Origin of the sequence: Neobacillus niacini (genome assembly GCF_048572935.1) — a bacterium.
GTDB lineage: Bacteria > Bacillota > Bacilli > Bacillales > Cytobacillaceae > Neobacillus > Neobacillus niacini.
On record NZ_CP183883.1, the window covers coordinates 1,503,118 to 1,528,594 of the forward strand.

Sequence of the window (25,477 nt, forward strand, 5' to 3'; positions counted from 1 at the left end):
TGCATATTCTATGATACCTAAACTAAAACCAGTCGAATCACAAGGAAAGACAACACATAATAAACTATACATTCCGGTTGTAGGTAAGTTTTGGCTAAGCCATGGTTTTGCGCTTCTATGGGTATGCATTTCGATTTATATTGCTCACCCTTGGTTAAAAGATTTAGCCTATCATGTATCGTATCCACTGGCATTGCTTATCATTGGAGGACTAGCGTACGTTCCGGGTTATATGAACGCCTTTCTGGTTATTAGCCTAATTTTAGACCGACAGCCTCCCTCTAAAATTGAAAATCCTCACGAAGAAATTACGATCCTTATCGCTGCACATAATGAAGAAGATAAAATTTTTCAAACGTTGCAATATATAGATAAACAAGACTATTTAGGTAAAAAGAAAGTAATCGTCATTAATAATTGTTCCACAGACCAAACGGTTCATGAAGTAAGAAAGGCAAAGAAGAAATTGTCTATTGAAATTAAGTTGGTCCATGAAAATAAACCAGGAAAATTTCACGCTCTTAACCGTGCACTAAAGGCGGTTTCTACTCCCTATTTCATTACCTTGGATGCTGATACGCTGCTTCATCCATCCTCTATCCGCTACCTTGTTTCAAGAATGAAATCAAGCCCTGAAGAAGTTTGCGCAGTCGCAGGCAGTGTTTTGGCAAAAAATAGTAGAGAGAATTTATTGACGAAAATGCAAGAATGGGATTATTTCTTAGGGATCGCATCGATAAAAAGACTTCAGGGTCTCTATCAAGGTACTTTAGTAGCCCAAGGTGCCTACAGTCTATACAAGACAGAATGCATTAAAGAAGTTGGAGGTTGGCCGGATGCCATCGGTGAAGATATTGTTTTAACTTGGCGGCTGCTCGAAAGAAAATGGAAGGTATACTTTGAACCCTGTGCGGTTGCCTTTACAGAAGTTCCTAATTCATTTAAACATTTGGTACGGCAGCGTGCACGATGGGCAAGGGGCATGATTGAAGGATTGCATGAAGTGAAGCCTTGGAAACAGCCGCAAATGTATGTGAAATATATGACTGGTGTTAATTTAATCATGCCTTATTTAGATGTAACCTTCACATTATGCTGGATTCCCGGACTGATTTTGGCGTTTTTCGGGAACTACTTGATTGTTGGTCCTGCGACATTATTTGTTTTGCCCTTAACACTAATGAGTTATAGTATTCTCTATTTCTATCAAAGGAATTTTGTATTCAAACGATTACAACTTAGAATTCGTAAGAATATAATAGGGTTTATTTTTTACTTTCTTGGCTATCAATTGATCATGTCTCCCGTTTCAGTGTACGGGTATCTGCAAGAGATTTTTAAATTCAAGAGGAAATGGAAATAAAATTATAGGTGTTGAAAGGGAGGTGAGTGTTCGAAACCTCCCTTTTTGCATTAGCCGTATTTTTCCACTTGAAAGTAATTCTCAATTACCTATTGACACCATTTATCTGAAAATATAATATATAAATGTGATAATGATAATCATTTTCAGTTAAAATTATTTAAAGGAGACATTAAGGATGAAAAAATTAGGTCTGATTTCTTTACTATTCACTTTGTTTTTCTTATTAGCTGCGTGCGGCAGCACAGAGGAAGCAAGCAAATCGTCAGGTTCTGAAGGAGAAAAAACGAAAGAAGAAGCGAAAGAAATCACGATTACTCATAAATACGGAGACGTTACCATTGAAAAGAACCCTGAGAAGGTCGTTGTATTTGATTTTGGAGTACTTGATACATTAGATACATTGGGCGTAGAAATAGTCGGACTTCCACAGGCCATCGTACCAAAGACGTTAGAGAAGTATGCAGGTTCAGAATATACCAATGTAGGAAGCTTAAAAGAACCTGATTTTGAAGCACTGCACGAATTACAGCCAGATGTTATTTTCATTTCAACAAGACAAGCAGAACTGTATGATCAATTTGCAGAGATTGCTCCAACGGTATTTGTAGATGTAGATTATGCAAACTATATGTCGTCACTTGAAAAGAATTTCAACCTCTTAGCAGAAATTTTTGAAAAGGAAGACGTACTCGCTGAAAAAATGGATGAGCTAAAAGCAAGTATTAAGGAGTTAAATAAAGAAGCAACCGCATCGGACAGCAGGGCATTGATTTTATTGGCGAATGAGGGAAAAGTAAGTGCCTATGGTCCAGCTTCCCGCTATGGTTTTGTACATGATGTATTTGGTTTCAAAGCAGTAGACGAAAACATTGAAGTTTCACAGCACGGTCAAAGTATCACGTTTGAATATATTTTAGAAAAAAATCCAGATGTTCTATTTGTCATTGACCGTTCAGCCGCAATCGGCGGAGAAGTAGGAGCAAAAGATACCCTTGAAAATGAGCTGGTTAAGAAAACAAATGCTTATAAAAATGGAAAGATTATTTACTTAGACGCAGTGAACTGGTACATTGCAGGAAATGGTATTAACTCAACGCAATCCATGGTTGAAGAAGTGAAAGCAGCATTAAAATAATCGGATAAAAACTAGAAAACCTCCCCGTCTGAACTAACATTAGATGGGGAGGTTTTCGTTTAATTAGATTGTGCTACAGGCTTAATTTGTCTGTTGCCCTGCTGCTCTAGCTTTCTAACTACTTCTTCACTTGTATCCACCCGTTTAACAAATAGGGCCAATACGAGAGCCACGATATTAATGGCGAGTGTTACATAGAAAGAATATTGAATTCCGGCTAATAAAGCCTTCTGTGTTAATAGAGCAGTCGAAGCTTCTGTAAGTGTTGTCGGGTCGACACCAGCCATAAGGCTAGTTGCTTCTGTTTTTGTCACGGAGTTCATAATCGTTACGAGTACCGCTGTACCAATGGAGCCAGATACTTGCTGAGCAGTGTTGTTAATTGCTGTACCATGTGGATTTAACACCGTTGGTAATTGATTTAACCCGTTCGTCATGATTGGCATCATCACCATAGACATCCCTAACATTCGCAATGTGTAGACAAGAATAATATAGGTGTAGCTAGAATCAATTTGTAAGTGCGCCAGCATATAGGTGGATACGCCGGTAATCGTAAGTCCGATTACGCCAAGGATTCGCGGGCCAAATTTATCGAATAGTTTACCAGTGATTGGCGACATAATTCCCATCACAACCGCACCCGGCAGCATCATCAATCCTGAATCAAGTGGTGAAATTCCACGAACGTTTTGTACATAAGCAGGTGTTAAGATCATCCCTGAAAACATGGCGATGGCGTTGACGATGGCAATCACCGAACCAAGGGCAAACATCGGATATTTATAAACACGTAAATCTAATAATGGCTGATCCATTTTTAATTGACGAATAATAAAGGCGATTAAGGAAATACCACCTACAATGATCGTGGTTAAGACGATGGTATCGTCCCAGCCATCCGAGCTTGCTGAACTTACCCCATAGAGTAATCCGCCAAAACCGATGGATGATAATACGACTGAAAGGTAATCAAGTGTTGCATTTTTATTTTGTTCCATTACATTTTCTAGCTTCCAAACGGCCAATACTAAACTAATGATGGCTAATGGTAAAATCATTTCAAATAGTACGCGCCAGTCATAGTATTCTACGATGTAACCGGAAAGCGTCGGTCCGATGGCTGGTGCTGTAATCATAACTAATCCGAAAATTCCCATTGCCGTACCTCGTTTTTCACGAGGGAAGCTGACTAACATGATGTTCATTAATAAAGGTCCCATCACGGATGAACCAGCTGCCTGAACCATGCGCCCTGTAAGTAAAAGACCAAAGTTTGGAGCGAAGGCTGCTAATGCTGTACCGAGCGTGAAGAGTACCATAGATGTAATGTATAAATTACGATTCGAAAATCGTGTAAGTAAAAAGGCTGACGCTGGAATTAATATGCCGCTGACAAGCATATAGCCAGTTGCTAACCACTGAACGGTAGAGTAATCTTTGATTTCTAAATCCACCATAATGGATGGAAGGGCCACATTTAATAGTGAGTTATTTAGAAAAGAGACAAATGCTCCAACAAATAATATCGCAATCATTAAATATGGTGGTTTTTTTTGTAATGATGTATCCATATATTTTCTCCCTTTTCCTTAATTTTTTTGCAAGCCTCTTTTTAGAAGGTCAATCTGGACAAGATAGTTTTTTAGCGCTTCTTCATCGCTATAGTCCTTAGCGAACAGTTGAACAAGGTTTTGAAAGGTAATGCCCATCACGATTTTAATAACATGGTGTAATTCTTGTTCATTGTGAATGTTCAATTTGGTTGTATCGATTAATTTGATGATATTAAAATACTGTGTTTTCTGGTTTTCCTCATAAACATGGTACGCTAAGGTTTTTTCATTTTTATAATTCATATTTAAATAAACATTCCTAAAAAAGTTTTTATGTTCTTGGTCACGATGGACCTCAAGCATAAATTGAAAAATAGAAATAAACGTCTCAAATAAATCTCCGTTTTTTTCCTGAAGGACACTAATAAATCGTAAATGGTTTTTTATGGACAATTGATTTAACAGGTAATAAAATAAATCCTCTTTATCCTCAAAATATTGATAAAAGCTGCCTCGTGGAATCCCAGCACTTTTGATAATATTTGCAACCGACGCCTCATGCAAAGGAACCCTAGAAAACTCCTTCTTAGCAGCCTCAATTAAAGTATCCTGTTTATCCTTCGGTAAATGAAAAAACGTTTGTTTGGGCATAATCATTCTCCTATCCGATGTGTGACACTGTGTCACAATTGGGTACTAACAGATTATAGATGACACCATGTCATAAGTCAACAAAAAAGTGACACAGTGTCATTTTTGGTGCCTGTCACCTTTTATGTCACCTTTTAATTCGGAATATTGTTTATTTTATGATTTAATAGAGTGATACGGCAAAGTAGTAAAAGGAGAGTGTAATAGTTGTTAACGAATCATTTGGACTTTAGACTTGAACCGCAATTGAAGGAACTATATGAGGAACACAAACGAAGGGCTGCAAAAATAGATTGGGGCTATCATGACTTCTTGCCTTGGGATAAGGCGCAGGATTTTAAGAGAGTACCTTGGAACCCTGAACAGGTAACACTGCCACCAGGTGTCGTAACGGCAGTAGAGACAGCACTTTTGACAGAGGTTAATCTTCCTTGGTTCACCTCCCATCTCGATCAAACCTTCAAAGGATCGCTATCTGTGATTAAGGATTTTGTACATACCTGGACAGCCGAGGAGGATCAGCATTCAAACCTTTTGGAAACATATCTTTTGATTACAAGAAATGCAGACCCTAAGCGCATTCGCCAATTGCACAAAATGACCGTTGAAGGCGGCTGGGAGCCGGATTTTCATACCCCATTTGAGACGATGGTCTATACTTCGCTCCAAGAACTCGCAACCATGGTTTTTTATTACAATGTTGCAAAGGTAGCAGGACCTCATGATAAAGAACTGGCTACGCTTCTTAGACGCCTCGCCAAGGATGAAACACTGCATTATGCTTTTTATCGCGATGTCATCAAGCTCCACCTGCAATTGGAACCGAATTATTGCTACTACCTAGGTTATGTCATTAAAAACTTCCAAATGCCCGGCACAGTCATGCCTGATTTTGAAGACCGGATGTCGATTATTGCAAAGGAAGCCAATTACGGGCCGCTTGAATATTTTGACCAAGTACTGGATGTTATTGTGGATTATTGGGATATTGAGAATCTTAGACCGATTGCACCAGAGGCAGAAAAGGCGCGGTTGGATATTCTTAAATACCATGCAAGGCTTAAGCGTGTGAGGGATCGATTTTATGCGGGTGCAAACCGCAAGTAAATAGATACTATATTGAGTTTTCCCTGCGAGATTGCTATGCAGGTAAATCCATGATTTTTGCAGATTGGATGCTGAATCAGGCAGGTAAACAAATAAATAATGCAGGTAGGGGAGAGTTATTGGCAGGTAGGAGTTTTTTCATGAAAGAAGGTATTTGAAAATCTTCCTACTTCCTCTAATTTAAGCTTCAATTCTACCAATTAATTTACAGAGCCAGGCTTTTGTCTGGCTTTTTCAGCTACCCGGGGCTCCCTGCGAGAGAGATATTCAGTGAAATGATAGCTTTTGGCAGATAAAATGATTAATCATGCAGGTAACCGAATGAAAAATGCAGGTAGTGGGGAGTTTTTGGCAGGTAAGCAGAACCAGGTGACAGGTACCACCAATAGTGAGTGGAGACTAACGTTTCCGTTTCCGCTCATTAGACTTTTTTATTTTCATTATTTTTGTGGAAGGCTGCTTTCGAATCCATTTAAGAAAACGAGAGAGCTGGGAATCTTCCTTTAGTTCAGGGACGGTGGTTAAACGCGCTGCGATTTCTTCATTTGTATAAAGAGCATGGATTTGTTTATGGCAAGGGATACATAAATCGGCCGTAGCACCGAATGTACCACCCATTTCTTTAGGGAGCAGATGGTGGACGGTTGTTTCAACCTCCTCTCGCTCACAAAGTTCACAAGTACCCATTCCTACGCCCCCTCTAATTGCTTCCTCTCATTGCCCGCGTTCCACGACCCAATCAACAAAGAAGGAAACAGATGTACATATTTATTTGCAAATTTCCAATTGTAAATTCATCTATTTTTGTAAAGGGCATTCTTTTTTACAAATTTGCCCCTATTATAGCAGGATGGTTGTCTTCGTAGGTGTTGGATTTTTTAAGCATGTTCTAAAAAACGTCTTATGATGGATACTCGTCCAAGCCATTTTCCATATTCTTAATAAACTATACATATAAAAAGGTTTGTTAAGAAAGGAGTAAGGAAAATGCCAGGTAAGAAAAAGCATCATAAGCACCATCATCATCATGGAAAAGACAAGCATGACAAGAAGGAAAAATATGATCATAAAGACAAGCATGACGGCGGCAATCAACACGATCAATACGACAAGTATGATGATAGAAACAATAAGGGCAATAACAATAAACATGATGGTGGTCATAACCAGGACAAAGGCAACAAGCACAATGATTGTATGAAGCATGGTGAAAACGACAACCATGGTGACTATGGTGGTAATAAGCAGAACAAAAATAACCAAAATCGTGATGGCAAAATGGAGTACAACCATAACAAGCATGATGATTACAACATGCAGGACATGAATGACAATCACGATGACTATGGATGGAAAAATCAACACAACAGTGGATGGAACAAGCAAGACAACGATGGATGGAACAAACACCATGACAGTGGGTGCAACAAGCATGACAACGATGGATGGAACAAACACCACAACTGTGGATGCAACAAGCATGACAACGATGGATGGAACAAACACCACAACTGTGGATGCAACAAGCATGACAACGATGGATGGAACAAACACCATGACTGTGGATGCAACAAGCATAGCAACGATGGATGGAACAAACACCATGACTGTGGATGCAACAAGCATGACAACGATGGATGGAACAAACACCATGACAGTGGATGCAATAAGCATGACAACGATGGATGGAATAAGCGCCATGACTGCGGATGCAATAAGCATGACAATGATGGATGGAATAAGCGCCATGACTGCGGATGTAATAAGCGTGACAACGATGGATGGAACAAGCACCGCAACTGTGGATGCAACAAGCATGACAACTATAACCAGCATAATCAATACGGAATGAATGACTATGGCCACAAACAAGATAACAGACATGGTCAAATGGACGATCATCATGACCAAAATCAACACCATGAGTATAATAAATACAGACCATGCAGGAATCCAGGTTGTATTTTTAAATGTAAGTGTTGGTAATTTTGTATGGGAGCGATTTCTATTTGCTTAGAAAGCTCCCTATTTGTGTGCCATTGGGATACTCATTTAGTGCTAATGCCCATGAAGAGGCTAGGTTCAGGTTTCTTCAATGGACGAATCTAATAGATAATAGATTTATCCTTCTTCGACAAAAAATCCCCCTGAAACGCTGCTAGAGTTCGTTTTTCACAATAATTTAGATTATTTTTAATCAAACGATTGATTGGCCGTGATTTATGTGGAGAAATGTCGAAGTCTGGCTGCAGATATAGTAAAATGAATACATCGAGTTTCTGGGAGTGAAATGGATTCGGAATCTAAAAAAATGAGGTTATGGAGCATGATCGCCGATTTGCTTACGAAGTTAGAAGATGAAAAGGACCAATGGATGTACGCAGCGATGGACCATTTTCATGAACAGTTTCCGGGCTTTTATAGCCTAAATGATGAAATTGCTGCAGGAACAGCTGAAAATCAGATTATAAAAATGAAAAGCACCGTACATAGCTTTCTTAAACAAAAGAATCTTGATCTGGAAACGAAGCTGCTGGAGATTAAAACGATTGAAGCTAGCCTTTTGGAAGATCAGCGTACTCACGAGAATTTGAAGACCGCAATTGAATTTTTAAACAAGGAGCTTGCCCTTTACGATGACGAACTGCAAGGCTTGGAAAACGTTCAGTTGGAAAAGTTTGAGTTTTTATTGGACGACAGGTTTACCTTGGACAAGAAGGATCAGGTTATCTTTAAGGAGCGGAAGATATCGAAGTTACTAGAAATCTATCAAATGGTCGAGATGGAATTGGTTGATTTTTATCAAAGGCAGCTTTCAGCGATTTGGGTGCTGCTGTCACGCAGTATGCAAAACATTGATTCTACCATTAAGTTTGATTTTAAAATGGATCCAGCGTTTATTGGCCTTTCTTTGAAGCATGGACGGGGGCTTGATCAATATCTAAAATCAGGGAATTTTGAAGAGGATTTTCAGATTGTGCTGGATACGTTAGTACGAAATAACGATATCGTCTACCAGTATTATGTCAGCCAGGTTAATCAGTTTAAGCTACAGGGTATAAAAGAAATTAACCAGCTATGGACACGAAAGAACGAGCACAAAAGCCTGGCAGAAGAAAACCTGTGTGAGCTTCAAGGAAAGAGAGAGCAAAACAAAACGCGTTTGCAAGAACTGCAGGATGAGCTGGCTAGAGAGAAGTTGCAATGGGATCAGGAAATGCTAGAACCCAAGTTGCTGGATGATCTTTTAAAAAGAGAGTTTGTGAAAACCGTGTCACACTGGCAGGAGAGGCTATTCGCGGAGGATACTTCCGATGAGGAGCGATGGATCTATCACCAGTACTGCCAAGTTATTTTAAAGCAAGCGGAGAGGATTATTGGAAATGACTACTTCTAATACAATGGATGAGAAATATACAAAGGCCATTCAATCACTTAAGAAAATTAATAATGAACTGTTTTATGATGACTTGAAAAAGCTAATGAAGGACCGGGAAGAAACGATTGCAGCACTGAATGAAGAAGTCTATGAATCAATTGAAAACATGCAAAGGTCGATGCAGGGCTTTCCTATGCAGGTTAGTGATCGGTTAAAGGAAGAGGTTATTAACCCGCAGAATGAGTTATTTCATCAAGGGATGGAAAGGTTTAATGAGAATATCCTCGTGCTGGAAAAGAAGATTGCTTTTTGGCACCAGCAGTATCAGGAAAATCTAGAGAAAACCGAAAAGTTGTTAGCCGAAGTCAAAGGGTTTCAGCAGGAGGATCAAGAATTTATCATCGGGGAAACCGATAGGGTGATGTCGGACCTTAGATACCTAAAGGACGCTTTGAGTGAGCAGGCTTCTGCCTTGAATGTGAAATATGAAGTGGTGAGCGACCGATTAGGGTTGATGTTACAAGAGTTTATGGCCATTGAAGACAGATACAAAGAGGAAATCGCTGAGCTGACACAGCAGGTAGTGCACATTCAAAAAAATTCCCAGGACAAGTGGGAAGAAAAATGGAAGCTGAGTGTTGAAACTGGTGTAAAGAGAGAAAGACTTTTTAAAAAGTGGCTGATGGGGCTGGCTGTTGGACAGGGAATCTCGGTTTTAATGATGGTTTTGTATTTTATTTTGAAGTAACGTGGCGGCTTGCTCTTGAAATGGGGGCGGGTCTTTTTTTTTTGATAGTTTTATAGTGTGGGATTTATTCGGCAGATAAACAAAGGAAATTGGCAGGCAAGCAGGGGAATATGCAGGTCAGAACAGCAAATCCGCAGGTTGGCAGGTATGTAGTTTTATTAAAAAATGGTAAACTAAAAAGCTCAACTCTGGTGTGGATTTATGCTTAACTTGAGTGAATTATAGGCATGCCTTAGCATGGCTTATTTTCATTTTAGTCTGAACGAGGAATTAATTAGGCAGATAAACAAAGGAAATAAGCAGATAAAAAGGAAAAAAATGCAGGTAAGAATACCAAATCCGCAGGTAAAGGAGACAAATTTGCAGGAAGGAATAATTGGTATAAAAATGGTAATTGTAAAAGCCCCATTCTAGCCTGAATCCATCTTTATTTCAGAGTTAAATATCCATATTTGGGGAAAATTACATTCGAAGCATGCCGTAACAAGGCTTATTCAAATTTTAGTTTGAGCATGAAATTAATTAGGCAGATAAACAAAGGAAATAAGCAGATAAAAAGGAAAAAATGCAGGTAAGAATACCAAATCCGCAGGTAAAGGAGACAAATTTGCAGGTAGGAATAATTGGTATAAAACTGGAGATTACAAAAGCTCCATTCTAGCCTGAATCCATCTTTATCTCAGAATGCAATACCCATATTTAGGAAAAAACACACCCAAAGCATGCCGTAACAAGGCTTATTCACAATTTAGTTTGAGCATGAAATTAATTAGGCAGATAAACAAAGGAAATAAGCAGATAAAAAGGAAAAAATGCAGGTAAGAATACCAAATCCGCAGGTAGAGAGAACAAATTGGCAGGTAAGAGGGTTTGAACGAAGACCTGAAGAATTCTAGTTCGCCGAGAAAACAAAAAAAGATTCGGTATCATACATAACCGAATCCAAAACGATAAAGAGAGACGGATAATAGGAGGTCCTTCTCATGTCTATATCATAATCCGAATTCATGAACAAACTATGAATAAAGATTTAAAGTACTATTAATGAACGATGAAAGAAAAGAGACCGGCTTCCACTGGAAACCGGCCTCCTGCTCTATTAAACGATCTCATATTCGGTAACGTTCCGGTCAATCACGCGAGCTCCTTTTACAGAAGCAAAGTTGCCATTTGTAGATGTAAAAACTCCAGACGCGATCATTTCCTCCATTGCAGCCTTTACGACTGCTTCTTCAATCGGTTCCTTCGGATTTTCTACAGATAAACGCGCCGTTTTACCAAATTCCGTAACAAATTCTAACTCTAGTGTTTTCGCCATTTTATTCACCTCCTATCATTTTTTATCTTCCCATTATGCTAGTAAATCGGCATTTTCGACTCTCTCAATATTGCTAAGAGTGTCATTGGATAAACCAATAAGGGCTTGTGCCGCTTGCAAAAGTTGATCTGGGGTTGCAGACTTTTGGATATTGTTAAAAGTCTTTGCCTTAAGAAGCGGTTTACCGTCATCATCCATCCCCGCTTGGAACACCAAACGTAACTTTGACGCTGTTACAACTGCTTGTGCCATCACTATCACCTCCTTTCACCCTCTATATATAGAAAAGTAGGCAAAAAGGACATGGTGATTAAAAATATATTTAGTAACTGATGTTATACTTTAATAAACTAGTAAAAGAAGTGAGGAGAAGAAATGAAGTTAAAAAAAATACACCATATAGCGGTGATTTGTTCTAACTATGAAGTTTCGAAGGATTTTTATGTGCGAATTTTAGGTTTAACGCCTATTAGAGAAGTGTACCGCGAGGAAAGAGATTCTTATAAACTGGACCTTGAGGTAAACGGACAATACCAAATTGAATTGTTTTCCTTTCCGAATCCGCCAGCACGTGTCAACTTTCCAGAGGCTGCTGGATTAAGACATTTGGCATTTGAGGTGGATAATATTGAAGAAGCTGTCTATCAATTAACAGAACTGCAAGTGGAAGTAGAAGACATACGGATAGACCCATGGACACAAAAGAAATTTACTTTCTTTGCGGATCCAGATGGGCTGCCGATTGAACTTTATGAATGTTAATCAATCATCAGCAAACATTTCACCGAGATATTCCGCATGATCGAGGTACTGTGAAACAAATTCATCTAATGTCATGGGGAAATTGGTATCTTCTACCCAATAATCATAACTCACGGCAATCGTTTTTTTGATGAGATCGTTGCTTAGCCACTTTTGGGCTAATGGATGGTGATGACCGGAGAGGACTGCATTTACATCCTGGATACTGGTTATCCTGAACACCCCCAAAAAATGCTTTTTTCTAGTATATGCAAAAAGATTCCGTTAAGCGTGAAAAACGGAAATTTATTGTTATATTTTGGCTAAAGTATTGATATCAGGATATAGTAATATATGTAGATTTGTGATAGCATATAAAGCACTGTAGAAAGAGGAAGTGAGCTTGCGTGATTAACATAACTGTTCCAAAGCCAGATGTTACGATTACTAAACAGGAAAATCCAGAAATGAGCAATATTTATGGGTTTACTGATTTCCATCTTATCCCTCGTGATAAGGGTGGCATTTTCATGTTTTATAACAAGGATAAAGAGCTGCTGTTTGTAGGGAAAGCAAGGAAGTTACGACCAAGAATCAAGAAACACTTTGAGGATACGGTATCCCCTATTAAAGACCATCGAAATGAAGTGACACGAATTGAGGTTTGTGTGGTTGATGAGCCGGTAGATAGAGAAATCTATGAAACGTACATCATTAACGAATCGAAGGCGAAGTACAATATCGACAAGGCGTTTTTTAGATAAAAATAAAGGTAATAGGTAAAGTCGATAAATGACCGAGCCTATTGCTTTTTTTTATAAAAGGATGAGACTGAATTGGATACGACCTATATTTATACATATTCAGGTTATGAGGATGAACTCTCTTTGCGTGCGTTGGAGATGCGCGCCTTGTTTGGGAGAGAATCGCAAACGAATATCTTGGAAAGCACCGTAAAAATTGACCCCAGCCGCAGTCCGTTTATAAAGGAGAGAATTGAAGTAATTTTTGAAGGAGAGAGTATGGAGGTGCTCCTTGAAAAGTTGGCAGATTTCCAAGTAACCGAAGATACGTTTAAAGTGATCTTTGTTAAAAATGGTGAGGAAACATTTGCGAATCGACGGTCTATTGAGCGAGAAGCAGGGCTGCGCATTCAAGGTACTGCGGATCTTCATCATCCCAAGCGGCTGTTTGCTGTCATGCATGTAAATGGAAGATGGGTTTTCGGTGACAATGTGAAAAGTGAGTCAGTTTGGTTTCACCATCAGCAGAAGCCGCATCAGTACTCCACCGCGCTTAGTACTCGTGTAGCGAGGGCGGTGGTGAATATCGCCATCCCGAATCCAGTTGGGATAAAAGCGATTGATCCTTGTTGTGGAATCGGGACTGTACTGATTGAAGCACTTTCGATGGGGATTGATATTGAGGGGAGCGACAACAACCCCGTTATTCTCTCGGGAACAAGGGAGAACGTTACACACTTTGGACTTTCTTGTGATGTGAAGTTTAAAGACATGCGTGATATCACTGACCATTACGATGTGGCGATTATTGATTTACCCTATAACCTGTGTTCGGTGATATCCCCTGAAGAGCAGTTGGAAATGCTCCAAAGCTCACGCAGGTTTGCTGATAAGGTTGTAGTGGTAACCGTGGAACCGATCGATCCGATTCTTATCGAAGCAGGATTTGAAATTGTTGACCGGGGTGCTGCGAAAAAAGGGGTATTTATCCGTGAAGTGATTGTGTGCCGGTAGGGATATTCGCGTGCCCACTTGGGTGCCTGTCACCGCTCGTGGACACTGTCCACCTGAGGTGGACAGTTCAGGTGGATTCTGGTTGAGGTTCGTCCCTGATAAGCACGATGAAGGGCATGAACATACTATTCAACATTCATTTCATTTACTTTTTTTTCAACTCAAATAATCGATCACCAGCTTTTACTTGCTTTTGTTCTGTTATGATCGGCATTTGATATTGATTAGTATTTGTCACTATCACAGGAGTGGTAACAATATACCCTGCCCCTTGTATGCCTGTAATATCAAATTCAATAAGTAACTGACCTTTTTCTACTCGCGCTCCTTGAGAGACGTGAGGAGTGAAAAATTTACCGTCCAGCTGCACCGTATCCATTCCGATATGAATTAAAATTTCCGCTCCATGGTCAGAGGTGAAGCCAATCGCATGGTTAGTTGGAAAAAGCGCCGTAACGAAACCGGAAATAGGGGAGTACAGCTTCCCCTCAGAAGGTGCAATCGCAACCCCCTGACCAAGTGCACCAGAGGCAAAGACCGCATCTTGAATACTAGAAAGAGCTTGTACTTCACCGTTGAATGGGCTAAAAAGAACCTCATAGCCTTGACTAGGTTTTGATGGTGTTTGGGCAGTTGGTTTGGACTCATCTATTCTCGTACCTTGGTCCGCTCTTATATTTTTCTCCATCCCAAACAGCCAAGTTAGGATGAAGCCGACGATAAATCCGACAATCATCGCGACGATGGAACCCCAGAATCCAGCGTCCAGTCCTCCTTTAGAACTGATATAGGCAGGGATTCCAAAGATACCGAGACCACCGACCATATAAATTTGCGATTCCATAAAGCCTAAAATGGCACCACCTGCTGCACCGCCAATACAACTGATGATAAACGGCCTTTTCAGGGGCAGCGTAATCCCATAAATAGCGGGCTCTGTCACACCAAAAAAACCAGAAATAAAGGCAGGTAAACTAAGCGATTTTATTTTCTCATCCTTCGTCCTTAACCAAACCGCCAGTACTGCACCAATTTGAGCGAAGGAAGCGGCAAACATCGTCCCAAAAACGGGGTCTGCACCGTTCACGGTAAGATTGTTAATCGCAATAGGGACAAGACCCCAATGAAGTCCGAAGATAACAAATACCTGCCATAAACCGCCGACAAATAGCCCCGCAATCATCGGGCTGAGATGATATAACCAAAGGGTCGCTTTGCCTAAAAGCACGCCGGCCCAAGTGGCGATTGGCCCGATGACAAGGAACGTAATCGGAACAACCATTAATAAAGTAAAAAATGGTACAACAAAGGCTTTGACCACATCCGGTATGACCTTTTTTAAAAATCTCTCTACCTTTGCCGCAAAATAACTGGCTACTATAATTGGGATAACCGAAGAGGCATAGCTCATTAAAATCACAGGTATTCCTAGGAAAGTAATATATACGGGGGATTGAAAAACACTCCCAGAAAATAAAGTGGTAATGGGGTCACCTGTTGTTAACGTAGTCAGGGCTGGATAAACAAGAGAGGCACCAATAGCCATCCCGATAAAGTGGGAGCCGCCGAATTTTTTGATGGCGGTGTAGCCTAAGAAAATTGGGAAGAAGTAAAACAGGGAATCACCAATCGCATAATAGATATGATAGGTTCCGCTTGTATTCTTTAACCATCCTAATGCCACGAACATGGCAACGAACCCTTTAATCATCCCGGTTGCGGACAGCACGCCTAGAACGGGGGTGAAAATACTAGAAATAATATCAATAAAACTAGTTTTCTGTTTGCTGGCGCCATCGTCGGCATCGACTGGCGATTGTGATTGGAAACCGCCGGAGTTAACCACTGCTTTGTACACGTCTGGCACATGATTGCCAATCACCACTTGATATTGGCCGCCGCTTTTCATCACGGTGACAACGCCTTCCATGTTGTTTAGCGTATCTGTATTCGCTTTTTTTTCGTCCTTCAATTTAAAGCGTAAACGGGTAATACAATGAACAACGCTGTTCACATTTTCTTTTCCACCGACATTTTGTAGGATGTCTTTGGCTAACTGTTCATACTTCATTCCAACACCTTCTATCCGATGCTTTTTAAATAAATGGCTGTGGATTTTATTCATTTTAAGAAGGTAAATAAACGGAGAAATCTCGCTTATTTAGTAATAACTAATAAAAGTAGCCTCAATAGACGGAGAGATTCCGCCTATTGACCCGAAATAGATATAAACGGATAAGATTGCTTTGCTTAACCGGAAACCCTCCTCTTATTAACCCTGAAACAGGCTTCATTCTGCATTTAGCCGGAAAGTCTCCGCTTTTCTTACTTCGCTGGTTACGGGAGCGTAAATTAAAAGCCTTATTTAACATAGCCAACTAAATAAAAAAACCTGTATTTCTATGAGCGCACACGAATAGTGTGTTTCAAAGAAATACAGGTTATTCTCTCATTCTTTTAATAAACAACAACTGGCTGGTAAACGCTGAGATTGTCGTAAACGGCTTTCATCATGCTAGGTGTTACGTTGACGCAGCCGCCGGAGCCTTGTGTAAGATAGGCGTTGCCGTTCCAGTTTGTACGCCAGCCGGCGTCGTGAAATCCTTGTCCGCTGTTTGTAAATGGTGCCCAATAATCGACTTTAACTTCATAATCGGCTTTGCCGACGGCACTGCCCTTGAGTGTGTATGGTGTCCGCTTAAAGAGAATATACCATACACCTGGGGAAGTATCTTCACCCGTACTGTGTTTGCCGGTAACAACATTGGTTGTTAATACTAAATTTCCATCTCTATATAGCCAAATTCGCTGTTCGGCAATGGATACTTCCGCATAGGTACCGCCAATGCCATTGTTTGCAATAGTTTCGTAACCATAGCCCTCTTTGTTCCAGCCATTGCCGTGGATGTTAGAAGCAGAAACAGATTTTTCTCCTTTTTCAAAAGCGGTTTGAACAAGTGCAGTTTCCTTTTCGACATCAAGCGCCCAGCCATAGCCTTCACCTTTAACCGATATCACAGAACCTGAGTGGGTCGTAAAGGAGAAATCCTTCCCTAATGTGGATTGAGCATTATTAATTTCTGCGATTTTATCCTTTAGGATGCTTGGATCGATAGAAATTTTCATATCTTTTGTCACAGAGGCATGTTTGATTACTTCGCTGCCCTTTAACGAATACACCTTATCTTGTACCGTATAGTCAACCTGATGGTGAAGGAGCTCCTGCAGCTTCTTCTCTTGGTCTTTTACCGTCTGACTACCTTCTTTGGTCGGCTCAAGTAATAGTGGATTCAGATGGATTTCACTCGTAACTGGTTGTTTTTCAAACTCCTTTACGAGGTGACTCACATCATATTGAGTACCTTCCAACCCTTGTATAATCGTTACTTTTCCGTCTTGTAAATTTACCTCCGCATCTTTAGGAGCTTGTAATTTTTCATTCATGGCGTTGAGCTTTTGTTCCAGTTCTTTTTTCAGGTTTACACTACGGTACCCGTCATCCTTGCTTGGCGTTAAGAAATACTCCTCTGATTTAAAGGAAGGCAAAAAAGTCCACTGATTTTTTACTAGTTTTTTTACTCTAGGCAAATCCTCTTCTGTAACTATCATCTTTGTATCTTTGCCATCTATGAGCAGGTCATTTCCAATATAGATATCATTTTTCAATACAGATGTTTGTAATTTTTCAAGGGCTTCGTCAGCTGTTAATCCGCTAACTTCTATGCCATTAATCTTTTTATTCGCATTAAAGTGGTTTGCCTGATAATAGCTAATCCCTGATAGTAACAGTGCAATCAAAATGACGAGGATTGCTGACATGAGCTTCCAACTTTTATACCACGGTGTTTTTTTATTCGGTGAATGGGTAATCTCCCCAACACTTTGTTCTAAAGCATTTCCCACAATTGTTCCCCCCAATACCTTTGAAACTATATTTTACCACAAATTACCAAGTATTTTACAATAATATTAATCTTTCATTACAATTCTACAAGATAGTATAACGTAAACTTTGTCGTTATTTGTATAAATTTAATTTATATTTTTTTTCGAAAAAGTAGTAACGCACCAATCGATTAATTCGATACAAACTGAGTCACAAGAATATGGGTGGAAATTAAGGGAATAATAGGAAATACCTAGTTTTTTAAGGAGTTTTCCAAAATGAGTTTCTCCAATAAATTGAGTCAGCTTTCTGATAATCTTGAAAAAAACATTAAAATGTTAGAAGAGCATTTTTGCCATACAGAAGATTTAATGAAAAAAGAACTCCTTTTTTCGAAACAGAAGTGTGTCATTCTGTATCTGGATCCCTTGGTAAAGAAGGAACTTCTTCAATCCTCTATTATCGAGCCTATTTTAGAAGGGGAAAAGGAAGCGATTGAACAGATTGTCCATGCGGCAGAAGTAAAAAAGACCACCGAGGTCTCAGAAGTGGGGAAACAATTATTAGATGGATTTTGTGTGATTTTGCTAGAAGGCGATTCCTTTGCCTATACCGCTTCGGTAGGAGGGATAGAAGGCAGGTCCATTGAAGAACCGAAAAATGAACGGAATATTAAAAGTTCTCATGATGGTTTGGTTGAAGAGTTTAACTCAAATCTGCAGCTTTTACGCAAAAGAATAAAAAGTCCTTTTTTAAAGGTGAAATATTTTACAATCGGTAACCTTACCCATACGAAAGTGGGCATGGTTTATCTAGAAAATTTAGCGAACAAAGAGCTTGTTGAAAAAGTAGAGCGAAGATTATCTTCGATTGAAATCGATCAACTTTATACACTTGGTAATTTAGAGCAGCTCATTGAAGACCATCCTTTTTCACCTTTTCCGCAAAATTTAGCAACAGAAAGACCGGATCGAGCAGTGTCCTATTTAGCTGAAGGAAAAATTACGATTATTGTGGATGGGAGCCCCCGAGTGTTAGTCGTTCCGATTACATTTTTTGCTTTTTATCAGGCACCGGACGATTACAATAGTCGGTGGCTGGTCGGTTCATTCTTTCGAATCATTCGTATCTTTAGTTTTATTGTTGCGATTAGTTTGCCTGCAATCTATATAGCCATTGTTTCATTTCATTCAGAGGTCCTTCCCATCGGAATTCTATATTCTATCCGGACATCCTTAGAGTATGTTCCCTTTCCGCCTTTTGTGGAGGCCTTAACGATGCAGATCATTTTGGAACTATTAAAAGAGTCTTCGATTCGATTGCCATCGCCTATCGCTCAAACCATCGGGATAGTCGGGGGTTTAGTCATTGGGACAGCTATCGTAGACGCACATATTGTATCGAATATGATGATTGTGGTAATCGGGTTTACCGCCATTGCCTCCTTTGTGGCGCCGATAAATGAAATGGGGACGAGTGCGAGGTTGTTAGGTTTTCCTACTATGATCGCTGCAACATTGTTTGGTTTTTTTGGGATTGTCTTCGTGTTAATGTTACTTTTTATGCATTTATGTAAACTAGATTCTTTTGGAACGCCTTATTTTTCTCCGTTAGCGCCATTCAAGAAAGAAGAGATAAAGGATACGTTTATACGGCTGCCTTTTTGGAAATTGAATACTCGTCCGACTGATGCCAAACCAGCTTATGCGAATCAACAAGGGAGAACAAGGGCATGGAAAAAGAAATGACAAAAAACCAGATAACAAAATTTCAGTTGTTTTTTTTATTGATACAATCTCAAATTGGTGTCGCTCTCTTATCCCTGCCGCATGCTGTACAGAAGAGTGCGAAGGGAGACGGGTGGATCTCTACCCTCATTGCAGGGGTGGCCGTTCAAGTTATGCTTATCGTTTACTGGCAACTGTTAAAACGATTTCCTACCCTCATGTATACAGAAATAACGAAGAAGGTAGCAGGTAGATTTTTAGGGAATTTCCTTAATATTTTTATCTACCTAAATTTCATTCTTGTCGGGGGTTTAGCGACCATTTTATTTATCAAGCTTATCAATTTATGGTTATTGCCGCTAACACCTGGTTGGATGATTTCTGCGCTGATTTTGACTGCCTGTATTTATTTAGCTGTTAGTGATTTAAAAATAATCGCTAGATTCTTTGTCCTGGCTACCACCTTAATACTATTATTATGGTTTACATCTGTATTAAGCTGGTTTACTCCGAAAGAGTTTCAATATGTCCTTCCGATGGGCAGTTCCGGAATGAAAAATATTTTATTGGGAAGTAATAACTCGCTGCTCGCGATGTTAGGATTTGAATCGCTGCTCTTTTTCTTCCCGTTCATTATTGAAAATAAAAAGGGAGTATTGAAGACAGCTTCGATGGCCAACCTTTTTATCACTCTTTTTTACACCTACTTTATTTTTATTACCCTTATCAATTTTAGTACCGGTCAGTTGACGCAAATGAGAGAACCGATTTTAAATTTACTTAGAGGAATCTCCTATAATATGATTGATCGGATTGACCTGATTTTTCTATCCGTATGGATGGTGCCAATGGCTACTTCGATCATTACCTATTTATTTGCTGCAAGTAAAAGTTTGAATTTAAAAAAGAAGAATTATCCAAAGACTGTCATCGTAAATGGCTGCATTCTCTTTTTGATTACCTTGATTCCAAAAGATGATGACATTATAACGATGTTTAATCAATATGTTTCCTTTTTAAGCTATGTGGTCGTATTTTTGATACCCACTTTGTTATTAATCCTTTCCTTCCTGATGAAAAAACATGAAATGAGTGAATCACGATGAGAAAAATCTGTTTCACCCTTTTGATGATCCTACCCATCATGTTAACAGGTTGTTGGGACCAACGACTCTTAGTAAATCGAACACTGGTGAATGGAGTAAGTTACGATTTAACGGAAGATGGTAAAATAACTGCAGCGGTGAGAGCGTTACATATACAAAGCAAGGGTGGCGGGTTATTCGAAATCCAGGATGAACTAGTTGGAGCCAAAAGGCCAACCATCGTCGGTTTGGGATTAGATTTAGACAGTACCATTCCAGGTGAACTTGACGCGAGTAAAGCCCATGTGATCATCATTGGGGAGGATCTAGCGAAAAAAGGAATTCATCCTTTCATGGAGTTCTATTATCGAAATAGGGATTCTTATTTGTCCTCCAAAATTGTGATTGGTAAAGGAACGGGGAAAGAGATTCTTTCTGTGGAGAAAGAAAAAAGCCCCATTGCATTCGCCATTTTGCAATTACTAGAAAGTGCCGAATCTGATACGGTCATCCCGAAAAAGAATACCTTTATAGTTTGGAACAACATTTTGGATCCTGGTAAGGATATGCTGTTACCTTATCTTGAAAGAACTGCTGCGGATAAAGTAGATGTGGCAGGAGTGGCCCTATTTAACGGTGATAAATATACAGGTAAATCAATATCAAAGGACAAAAGCGGTTTACTATTGTCCTTAATGAATCAGCTAAGCAAAAACAATAGAATGGCATTAATAATCGGTTCAGAAAAAAACGGCCGTTCCATTTCCTTTTCTACTAGAGATATAAGCCGGAACTTAGAAGTCCAAGTGACACAGGATGAAAAAATCACTTGTAAAATTGATCTCAAGATGAATATTGAAGTCATAAGCTATCCACAAGATTTTAAAAATGAAATCAATATTAAAAAAATAAATCAAGACCTATCTGAGGAATTCACCAAGAAAGCAAAGGAAATTACTGACACATTACTAAAAGCCAATTGTGATGCATTTGGGATTGGCCGGCAAATTTCAAGCTACCACCCTGAACTATGGAACAAAATTAACTGGGACCAGGAATATAAAAATGTCCAAATTGAGCCTGTGGTAAAGGTTAATATCATAAAAACGGGCAATGTTTTTTAACCATTTACTTTCGTTACCTATCGGCAGAATTTCTAGCTAAGCGGAACTCCTAAAGGGACTAAAATAAAACCAGCAGCGAAGACTCGCTGCTGGACGGTAACTTATCTATATACATTAATCCTTTTCCTTACGATAAACTCATCTTTTTCGGTTGACATAATCTTAAATAGAAGACCTTGAATGAATATCGCAAATAAAAAGTAATAAAAGATTAATTCCTTGGCAAAGAGGTAGAGTAAAATAAACGAGGTGACCGATAGAAGTCTGCCGATGTTGAGTGCGGTCTCCTTCATTACCATCGATTCTGTCCGCAGGCCGGACTTAGGCAGAACCTTTATCACTCTAAACATGTAACTAAAATAGGTGACGCCTACGAGCGCTTTGCTAATCTCGTTGATGATGAGAAAGATAAAGACGGTCCATATATTCATATGGAAAATCATCGGAACGCAAGCCAGGAAGTACATCAGCCAGACAATCAAGATTGTATGGGGCTCCCTTTCTCTGTGGTTATACTTGGAGTGCCATAAACTTGCAAGAACGGCAATTGTTCCAAATAGGATTGAACTTATTCCTACAAGGAATTCATTTTTTACGGTCATAAATAGAAGGACGGCAGGGAAGAAGCCTAATAGTCCCTCACAGATCCCCCATATTATCCACCCGATCCACATCGGTTTTAAATCTGCTTTTCTCGTGCTAAACCTCCATAATAAACGTAAATACAAAGGTTTCTTAGGTGACAAATCTTTTGGCAGCCAAAAGCTGAGAATCAGTCCTGTAAAAAATAACAATAAAGATAGAGAAAATACAAGATTGTATCCAGTAAGGTCCAATTTGGAAATAATAAATCCTGCAAAAGCCGGGCCAATGGTATTTACAACGCCAAAAACAGCCATTTGTTTCCCCATGAATTGGGAACGGGATGGATTGTCTACCAAGTCATAAATCAATACTTGTATACCAAGCCAATAGAAGCCTGCGGCCGTTCCATTCAAAATGCCGATTAACATTGGATAGGCTGCTGTTTTCTCTTGTAATAGAATAACAAGTAAATAAAACAGTGCTGTAAGGCCAATTCCGATTTGAAAACTAAAGATTCTATCCCTCTTTTTTGACAGCAAGGCACCGATGGCGTAAGAGACGGTACCAAAAAAGAAGGTCACGAGGATAAAAGAAGCATTTGTTGTCAACTCGTTTGAAAGTCTCCACAAATAAAGAGTTAAAAATAAACCTGACATGGTAGTGGCCAGACCGTAACACGCGTGGATCGATAACAATAATTTTTGTGAACGACTCAATTTCTTCCCCTCTATCTTTTCAATCTGATTTCAATTCAAAAGTATACCGATTTCATTAGTTCCGTGTCCACATGTTTATTATGAAATACTTACTTGAAATATTGTGAATTATGACGTAATATTTAGTAAATAAGTTTACTAAATAATTCACGATTTTAAAAAAACTAAATGTTATACATGGAGGTATTTAAATTGGCAACAATAAAAGACATCGCTGAAAAGTCAGGTTACTCGCCTTCTACTGTTTCGCGGGTTCTGAATAATGATCAAAGTCTTTCTGTTTCTGATGAGACGCGTGAAAGGATTTATGAGGTGGCGGAGGAGCTTAATTATCGAAGGAAAACAGTAAGGCTGCTGGTGAAAAATATCGCTTTTTTATATTGGTTAACGGATATTGAAGAATTAGAAGATGTCTATTTTAAAACCATGCGCATCGAATTAGAAAAAATGGCAAGGCTATTCAATGTGGAGATGATTACCTATAAAATTTCTGATGGAATTCACCAAATTCCCGATAGCATTGAGGGATTCATTGCTGTAGGGACGTTTTCAGACAAAGAACTTGCGCATTTAAGAAGCATTACCACCAATGGTGTCTTTCTCGATACATCACCTGACCCGAATCATTATGATTCTGTTCGACCGGACCTTCCGCAGATCACAAGAAAAACGGTTGATTTTTTAATGGAAAAAGGGCATACGGAGATTGGTTTTATTGGAGGAACTTATCATAATCCCAATACAGATGAGGACGAAATGGATTTACGGGAACGTGTGTTTCGCAGGTATATGGAGAAAAAGGGTTTATTGAAAGATGCTTATATTTTTCATCGCAGGGGATTTTCTGTAGAGAATGGCTATTTTTTAATGAAAAATGCCATTGAACAACTAGGGGACCAGCTGCCAACCGCTTTTTATATTGCGGCTGACCCGATTGCAGTAGGCTGCCTTCAAGCATTGAATGAATATGGAATCGCTATTCCTAATCGTGTAAGTATTGTCAGTGTGAATGATATTAGTGTGACAAAATATGTATCTCCGCCGCTCACTACCTTTCATATTGATTTACGGGAAATGTGCAAGAATGCCATTCAACTATTACTTGAACGAGTAATGGAAAAACGCAAACTTGTGAAAACGCTGTATATTGGTTCGGAGCTAGTGATTAGAAAGAGTACTATTTAAGTAAATTATTTTACTTATTTAAGTAAAATAATTGTTTACATGTTTTCTTCCTGGTGATATATTATATTTACTGAAACGCTTTCAAAAAGTGTGAAGAACAAGAACTACTACTTTATTTTGAAAGGATGTCCATCCATGAAGAAATTTAAGAAATACTTTAGCGTTATGAGTGGTATTGCTTTAAGTTTATCTTTAGTTGCCTGTGGACCACAGGATGATGCGAAAGGCGGAGACACAAAAGAGGCGGATAAACCGAAAGAGTTACTTGTTTGGGAAGATGTTATGAAGGGTGAAGGGATTAAAGACGCCATCGCCAAGTTTGAAGAAGAAAATGATGTAAAAGTAAAAATGGTAGAAAAACAATATACAAAACAAATAGAAGACCTTCGTTTGGATGGACCCGCTGGAACAGGTCCAGATGTCCTAACAATGCCTAGTGACCAAATTGGTACGGCTGTTACCGAAGGGTTAATTAAAGAGTTAAATGTTGATGAAAATACACAAGGCGTTTATACAGAAGCAGCGATGGATGCGCAGAAGGTAAATGGTAAGGTTTACGGATTACCGAAAGCGGTAGAAACAACTATGCTTTACTACAATAAAGATCTTATTTCTGAAGATCAATTACCTACTACACTAGAAGGATGGTACGACTATTCTAAAGGTGTTGCCAATGGTGAAAAGTTTGGTTTCTTAGCACTATTTGACCAAATCTATTATGCGAACAGCGTATTAAGCGGTTACGGCGGTTACATCTTTGGTCAAAAAGACGATGGCAGCTATGACCCAGCCGATATTGGAATCAACAATGCAGGTGCAGTTGAAGGTGCACAATATATTCAGAAGTTCTATAAAGAAGGCCTATTCCCAGCAGGTATTATTGGTGAACAAGGTATTAGTGTAATTGAGTCATTGTTTACTGAAGGTAAAGCGACTGCGATTATTTCTGGGCCGTGGAATGTTGAGCCATTTACAAAAGCTGGCGTAAATTATGGCGTACAAAAGTTACCTGAACTTGCTAATGGTAAAAACATGAGTGCGTTCATTGGGGTTAAAAGCTACAACGTTAGCTCTTATTCTAAAAACGCAGAGCTTGCTGAAAAGTTTGTAAAGTTTATTGCAAATGAAGAAAACTCTAAAACGAGATATGAAATTACAAAGGAAGTTCCGGCTGTGGCTTCATTAGCAAACGATCCAGTTGTTACGGAAAGCCCTGTAGCAAAAGCTGTTGCAGAGCAATCTCAATTCTCTGTATTAATGCCGAATATTCCACAAATGAACGAAGTTTGGGCTCCTGCTGATTCAGCATTACAAACGATTGCAACAGGTAAAGCACAACCTAAAGCTGCATTAGATCAAGCAGTTGAAACCATTAAAGGTCAAATTGAAGCAAAACATAGTGGTAAATAAG

The 25,477-nt window shown here is 39.2% G+C and carries 23 protein-coding genes; 13 read left to right on the plus strand and 10 right to left on the minus strand.

Translation table 11 applies throughout. The features are described 5' to 3' along the window. Positions 1 to 10: 10 nt before the first annotated feature. Together ACN6MT_RS07150 and ACN6MT_RS07155 are read left to right on the plus strand one after the other, a co-directional pair. Entirely contained in the window at positions 11 to 1,363 is a 1,353-nt protein-coding gene (locus tag ACN6MT_RS07150; protein WP_419955314.1) for a glycosyltransferase family 2 protein, read from the plus strand. Positions 1,364 to 1,541: 178 nt separating this feature from the next. Then, complete coding sequence (locus ACN6MT_RS07155; RefSeq protein WP_419955315.1) at positions 1,542 to 2,501, plus strand: siderophore ABC transporter substrate-binding protein; 960 nt, start codon at positions 1,542 to 1,544, stop codon at positions 2,499 to 2,501. 59 nt (positions 2,502 to 2,560) lie between these two features. Here the strand turns inward: ACN6MT_RS07155 and ACN6MT_RS07160 are convergent, their stop codons facing one another. Together ACN6MT_RS07160 and ACN6MT_RS07165 are read right to left on the minus strand one after the other, a co-directional pair. Then, the gene (locus ACN6MT_RS07160) at positions 2,561 to 4,075 is read right to left on the minus strand and encodes a DHA2 family efflux MFS transporter permease subunit (RefSeq protein WP_419955316.1); all 1,515 of its coding nucleotides are present in this window, start codon (positions 4,073 to 4,075) and stop codon (positions 2,561 to 2,563) included. A gap of 18 nt (positions 4,076 to 4,093) precedes the next feature. Beyond that, complete coding sequence (locus ACN6MT_RS07165) at positions 4,094 to 4,708, minus strand: TetR/AcrR family transcriptional regulator (protein ID WP_419955317.1); 615 nt, start codon at positions 4,706 to 4,708, stop codon at positions 4,094 to 4,096. A gap of 207 nt (positions 4,709 to 4,915) precedes the next feature. On the opposite strand from ACN6MT_RS07165, the gene ACN6MT_RS07170 reads away from it, so the two are divergent. After that, positions 4,916 to 5,815: an acyl-ACP desaturase gene (locus ACN6MT_RS07170; RefSeq protein ID WP_419955318.1), complete on the plus strand. Its 900-nt coding sequence runs from the start codon at positions 4,916 to 4,918 to the stop codon at positions 5,813 to 5,815. Positions 5,816 to 6,214: 399 nt separating this feature from the next. Here the strand turns inward: ACN6MT_RS07170 and ACN6MT_RS07175 are convergent, their stop codons facing one another. Further along, on the minus strand, positions 6,215 to 6,502 hold the full coding sequence (locus ACN6MT_RS07175) for an HNH endonuclease (RefSeq protein WP_419955319.1): 288 nt from the start codon (positions 6,500 to 6,502) through the stop codon (positions 6,215 to 6,217). 153 nt (positions 6,503 to 6,655) lie between these two features. Further along, entirely contained in the window at positions 6,656 to 7,720 is a 1,065-nt protein-coding gene (locus ACN6MT_RS07180; RefSeq protein ID WP_419955320.1) for a hypothetical protein, read from the minus strand. Positions 7,721 to 8,141: 421 nt separating this feature from the next. Here ACN6MT_RS07180 and ACN6MT_RS07185 point away from each other — a divergent pair, with 421 nt between their 5' ends. Both ACN6MT_RS07185 and ACN6MT_RS07190 read left to right on the plus strand, forming a co-directional pair. Further along, positions 8,142 to 9,212, plus strand: coding sequence for a hypothetical protein (locus tag ACN6MT_RS07185; protein WP_419955321.1), 1,071 nt, complete (start codon positions 8,142 to 8,144; stop codon positions 9,210 to 9,212). Further along, the gene (locus ACN6MT_RS07190) at positions 9,199 to 9,942 is read left to right on the plus strand and encodes a hypothetical protein (RefSeq protein ID WP_419955322.1); all 744 of its coding nucleotides are present in this window, start codon (positions 9,199 to 9,201) and stop codon (positions 9,940 to 9,942) included. Before ACN6MT_RS07185 ends, ACN6MT_RS07190 begins: the two co-directional genes overlap by 14 nt. Positions 9,943 to 11,041: 1,099 nt before the next feature. Here the strand turns inward: ACN6MT_RS07190 and ACN6MT_RS07195 are convergent. Both ACN6MT_RS07195 and ACN6MT_RS07200 read right to left on the minus strand, forming a co-directional pair. After that, on the minus strand, positions 11,042 to 11,260 hold the full coding sequence (locus tag ACN6MT_RS07195) for a DUF2922 domain-containing protein (protein ID WP_034672946.1): 219 nt from the start codon (positions 11,258 to 11,260) through the stop codon (positions 11,042 to 11,044). 33 nt (positions 11,261 to 11,293) lie between these two features. Continuing rightward, on the minus strand, positions 11,294 to 11,512 hold the full coding sequence (locus ACN6MT_RS07200; protein WP_419955323.1) for a DUF1659 domain-containing protein: 219 nt from the start codon (positions 11,510 to 11,512) through the stop codon (positions 11,294 to 11,296). Positions 11,513 to 11,635: 123 nt separating this feature from the next. Here ACN6MT_RS07200 and ACN6MT_RS07205 point away from each other — a divergent pair, with 123 nt between their 5' ends. Beyond that, on the plus strand, positions 11,636 to 12,022 hold the full coding sequence (locus tag ACN6MT_RS07205; RefSeq protein WP_034672951.1) for a VOC family protein: 387 nt from the start codon (positions 11,636 to 11,638) through the stop codon (positions 12,020 to 12,022). On the opposite strand, the gene ACN6MT_RS07210 is transcribed toward ACN6MT_RS07205, so the two are convergent. Next, positions 12,023 to 12,244, minus strand: a complete 222-nt coding sequence (locus ACN6MT_RS07210) for a hypothetical protein (RefSeq protein WP_157411908.1) — start codon at positions 12,242 to 12,244, stop codon at positions 12,023 to 12,025. Between the two features lie 164 nt (positions 12,245 to 12,408). On the opposite strand from ACN6MT_RS07210, the gene ACN6MT_RS07215 reads away from it, so the two are divergent. Both ACN6MT_RS07215 and ACN6MT_RS07220 read left to right on the plus strand, forming a co-directional pair. Continuing rightward, complete coding sequence (locus ACN6MT_RS07215; protein ID WP_034672955.1) at positions 12,409 to 12,765, plus strand: nucleotide excision repair endonuclease; 357 nt, start codon at positions 12,409 to 12,411, stop codon at positions 12,763 to 12,765. A 72-nt stretch (positions 12,766 to 12,837) separates the two neighbouring features. Beyond that, entirely contained in the window at positions 12,838 to 13,758 is a 921-nt protein-coding gene (locus ACN6MT_RS07220) for a TRM11 family SAM-dependent methyltransferase (protein WP_419955324.1), read from the plus strand. A gap of 145 nt (positions 13,759 to 13,903) precedes the next feature. On the opposite strand, the gene ACN6MT_RS07225 is transcribed toward ACN6MT_RS07220, so the two are convergent. Beyond that, complete coding sequence (locus ACN6MT_RS07225) at positions 13,904 to 15,829, minus strand: beta-glucoside-specific PTS transporter subunit IIABC (RefSeq protein ID WP_419955325.1); 1,926 nt, start codon at positions 15,827 to 15,829, stop codon at positions 13,904 to 13,906. A 386-nt stretch (positions 15,830 to 16,215) separates the two neighbouring features. Further along, positions 16,216 to 17,664: a L,D-transpeptidase family protein gene (locus tag ACN6MT_RS07230; protein WP_419956403.1), complete on the minus strand. Its 1,449-nt coding sequence runs from the start codon at positions 17,662 to 17,664 to the stop codon at positions 16,216 to 16,218. Between the two features lie 258 nt (positions 17,665 to 17,922). Here ACN6MT_RS07230 and ACN6MT_RS07235 point away from each other — a divergent pair, with 258 nt between their 5' ends. From ACN6MT_RS07235 to ACN6MT_RS07245, 3 genes are read left to right on the plus strand one after another with little or no spacing between them, the layout of a single operon-like run. Continuing rightward, positions 17,923 to 19,392 carry a spore germination protein gene (locus tag ACN6MT_RS07235; protein ID WP_419955326.1) on the plus strand — a complete coding sequence of 490 codons (1,470 nt, stop codon included), beginning with the start codon at positions 17,923 to 17,925 and terminating at the stop codon, positions 19,390 to 19,392. Beyond that, positions 19,377 to 20,477 (plus strand): GerAB/ArcD/ProY family transporter, encoded by a 1,101-nt coding sequence (locus ACN6MT_RS07240; RefSeq protein WP_419955327.1) that lies wholly within the window; start codon positions 19,377 to 19,379, stop codon positions 20,475 to 20,477. The genes ACN6MT_RS07235 and ACN6MT_RS07240 overlap by 16 nt, the downstream gene beginning before the upstream one ends. After that, a complete protein-coding gene (locus tag ACN6MT_RS07245; RefSeq protein WP_419955328.1) occupies positions 20,474 to 21,580 on the plus strand; it encodes a Ger(x)C family spore germination protein in 1,107 nt (368 codons plus the stop codon). Before ACN6MT_RS07240 ends, ACN6MT_RS07245 begins: the two co-directional genes overlap by 4 nt. Positions 21,581 to 21,681: 101 nt before the next feature. On the opposite strand, the gene ACN6MT_RS07250 is transcribed toward ACN6MT_RS07245, so the two are convergent. Further along, positions 21,682 to 22,881: an MFS transporter gene (locus tag ACN6MT_RS07250; protein WP_419955329.1), complete on the minus strand. Its 1,200-nt coding sequence runs from the start codon at positions 22,879 to 22,881 to the stop codon at positions 21,682 to 21,684. Between the two features lie 192 nt (positions 22,882 to 23,073). Between ACN6MT_RS07250 and ACN6MT_RS07255 the strand changes: the two genes are divergently transcribed. Both ACN6MT_RS07255 and ACN6MT_RS07260 read left to right on the plus strand, forming a co-directional pair. Then, positions 23,074 to 24,066: a LacI family DNA-binding transcriptional regulator gene (locus ACN6MT_RS07255; protein WP_419955330.1), complete on the plus strand. Its 993-nt coding sequence runs from the start codon at positions 23,074 to 23,076 to the stop codon at positions 24,064 to 24,066. A gap of 135 nt (positions 24,067 to 24,201) precedes the next feature. Continuing rightward, positions 24,202 to 25,476 carry a sugar ABC transporter substrate-binding protein gene (locus ACN6MT_RS07260; RefSeq protein ID WP_419955331.1) on the plus strand — a complete coding sequence of 425 codons (1,275 nt, stop codon included), beginning with the start codon at positions 24,202 to 24,204 and terminating at the stop codon, positions 25,474 to 25,476. The last annotated feature ends 1 nt before the right edge of the window (position 25,477 follow it).

Excerpts from the sequence above, each read along its gene's own strand:
- ACN6MT_RS07205 (WP_034672951.1), top strand. The coding sequence starts at position 11,636 with ATGAAGTTAAAAAAAATACACCATATAGCGGTGATTTGTTCTAACTAT.
- ACN6MT_RS07150 (WP_419955314.1), top strand. The coding sequence starts at position 11 with ATGATACCTAAACTAAAACCAGTCGAATCACAAGGAAAGACAACACAT.
- ACN6MT_RS07200 (WP_419955323.1), bottom strand. The coding sequence starts at position 11,512 with ATGGCACAAGCAGTTGTAACAGCGTCAAAGTTACGTTTGGTGTTCCAA.
- ACN6MT_RS07165 (WP_419955317.1), bottom strand. The coding sequence starts at position 4,708 with ATGCCCAAACAAACGTTTTTTCATTTACCGAAGGATAAACAGGATACT.
- ACN6MT_RS07175 (WP_419955319.1), bottom strand. The coding sequence starts at position 6,502 with ATGGGTACTTGTGAACTTTGTGAGCGAGAGGAGGTTGAAACAACCGTC.
- ACN6MT_RS07260 (WP_419955331.1), top strand. The coding sequence starts at position 24,202 with ATGAAGAAATTTAAGAAATACTTTAGCGTTATGAGTGGTATTGCTTTA.
- ACN6MT_RS07190 (WP_419955322.1), top strand. The coding sequence starts at position 9,199 with ATGACTACTTCTAATACAATGGATGAGAAATATACAAAGGCCATTCAA.
- ACN6MT_RS07225 (WP_419955325.1), bottom strand. The coding sequence starts at position 15,829 with ATGAAGTATGAACAGTTAGCCAAAGACATCCTACAAAATGTCGGTGGA.
- ACN6MT_RS07245 (WP_419955328.1), top strand. The coding sequence starts at position 20,474 with ATGAGAAAAATCTGTTTCACCCTTTTGATGATCCTACCCATCATGTTA.
- ACN6MT_RS07185 (WP_419955321.1), top strand. The coding sequence starts at position 8,142 with ATGATCGCCGATTTGCTTACGAAGTTAGAAGATGAAAAGGACCAATGG.
- ACN6MT_RS07240 (WP_419955327.1), top strand. The coding sequence starts at position 19,377 with ATGGAAAAAGAAATGACAAAAAACCAGATAACAAAATTTCAGTTGTTT.
- ACN6MT_RS07195 (WP_034672946.1), bottom strand. The coding sequence starts at position 11,260 with ATGGCGAAAACACTAGAGTTAGAATTTGTTACGGAATTTGGTAAAACG.
- ACN6MT_RS07235 (WP_419955326.1), top strand. The coding sequence starts at position 17,923 with ATGAGTTTCTCCAATAAATTGAGTCAGCTTTCTGATAATCTTGAAAAA.
- ACN6MT_RS07155 (WP_419955315.1), top strand. The coding sequence starts at position 1,542 with ATGAAAAAATTAGGTCTGATTTCTTTACTATTCACTTTGTTTTTCTTA.
- ACN6MT_RS07160 (WP_419955316.1), bottom strand. The coding sequence starts at position 4,075 with ATGGATACATCATTACAAAAAAAACCACCATATTTAATGATTGCGATA.
- ACN6MT_RS07180 (WP_419955320.1), bottom strand. The coding sequence starts at position 7,720 with ATGATGATCGTCCATTTGACCATGTCTGTTATCTTGTTTGTGGCCATA.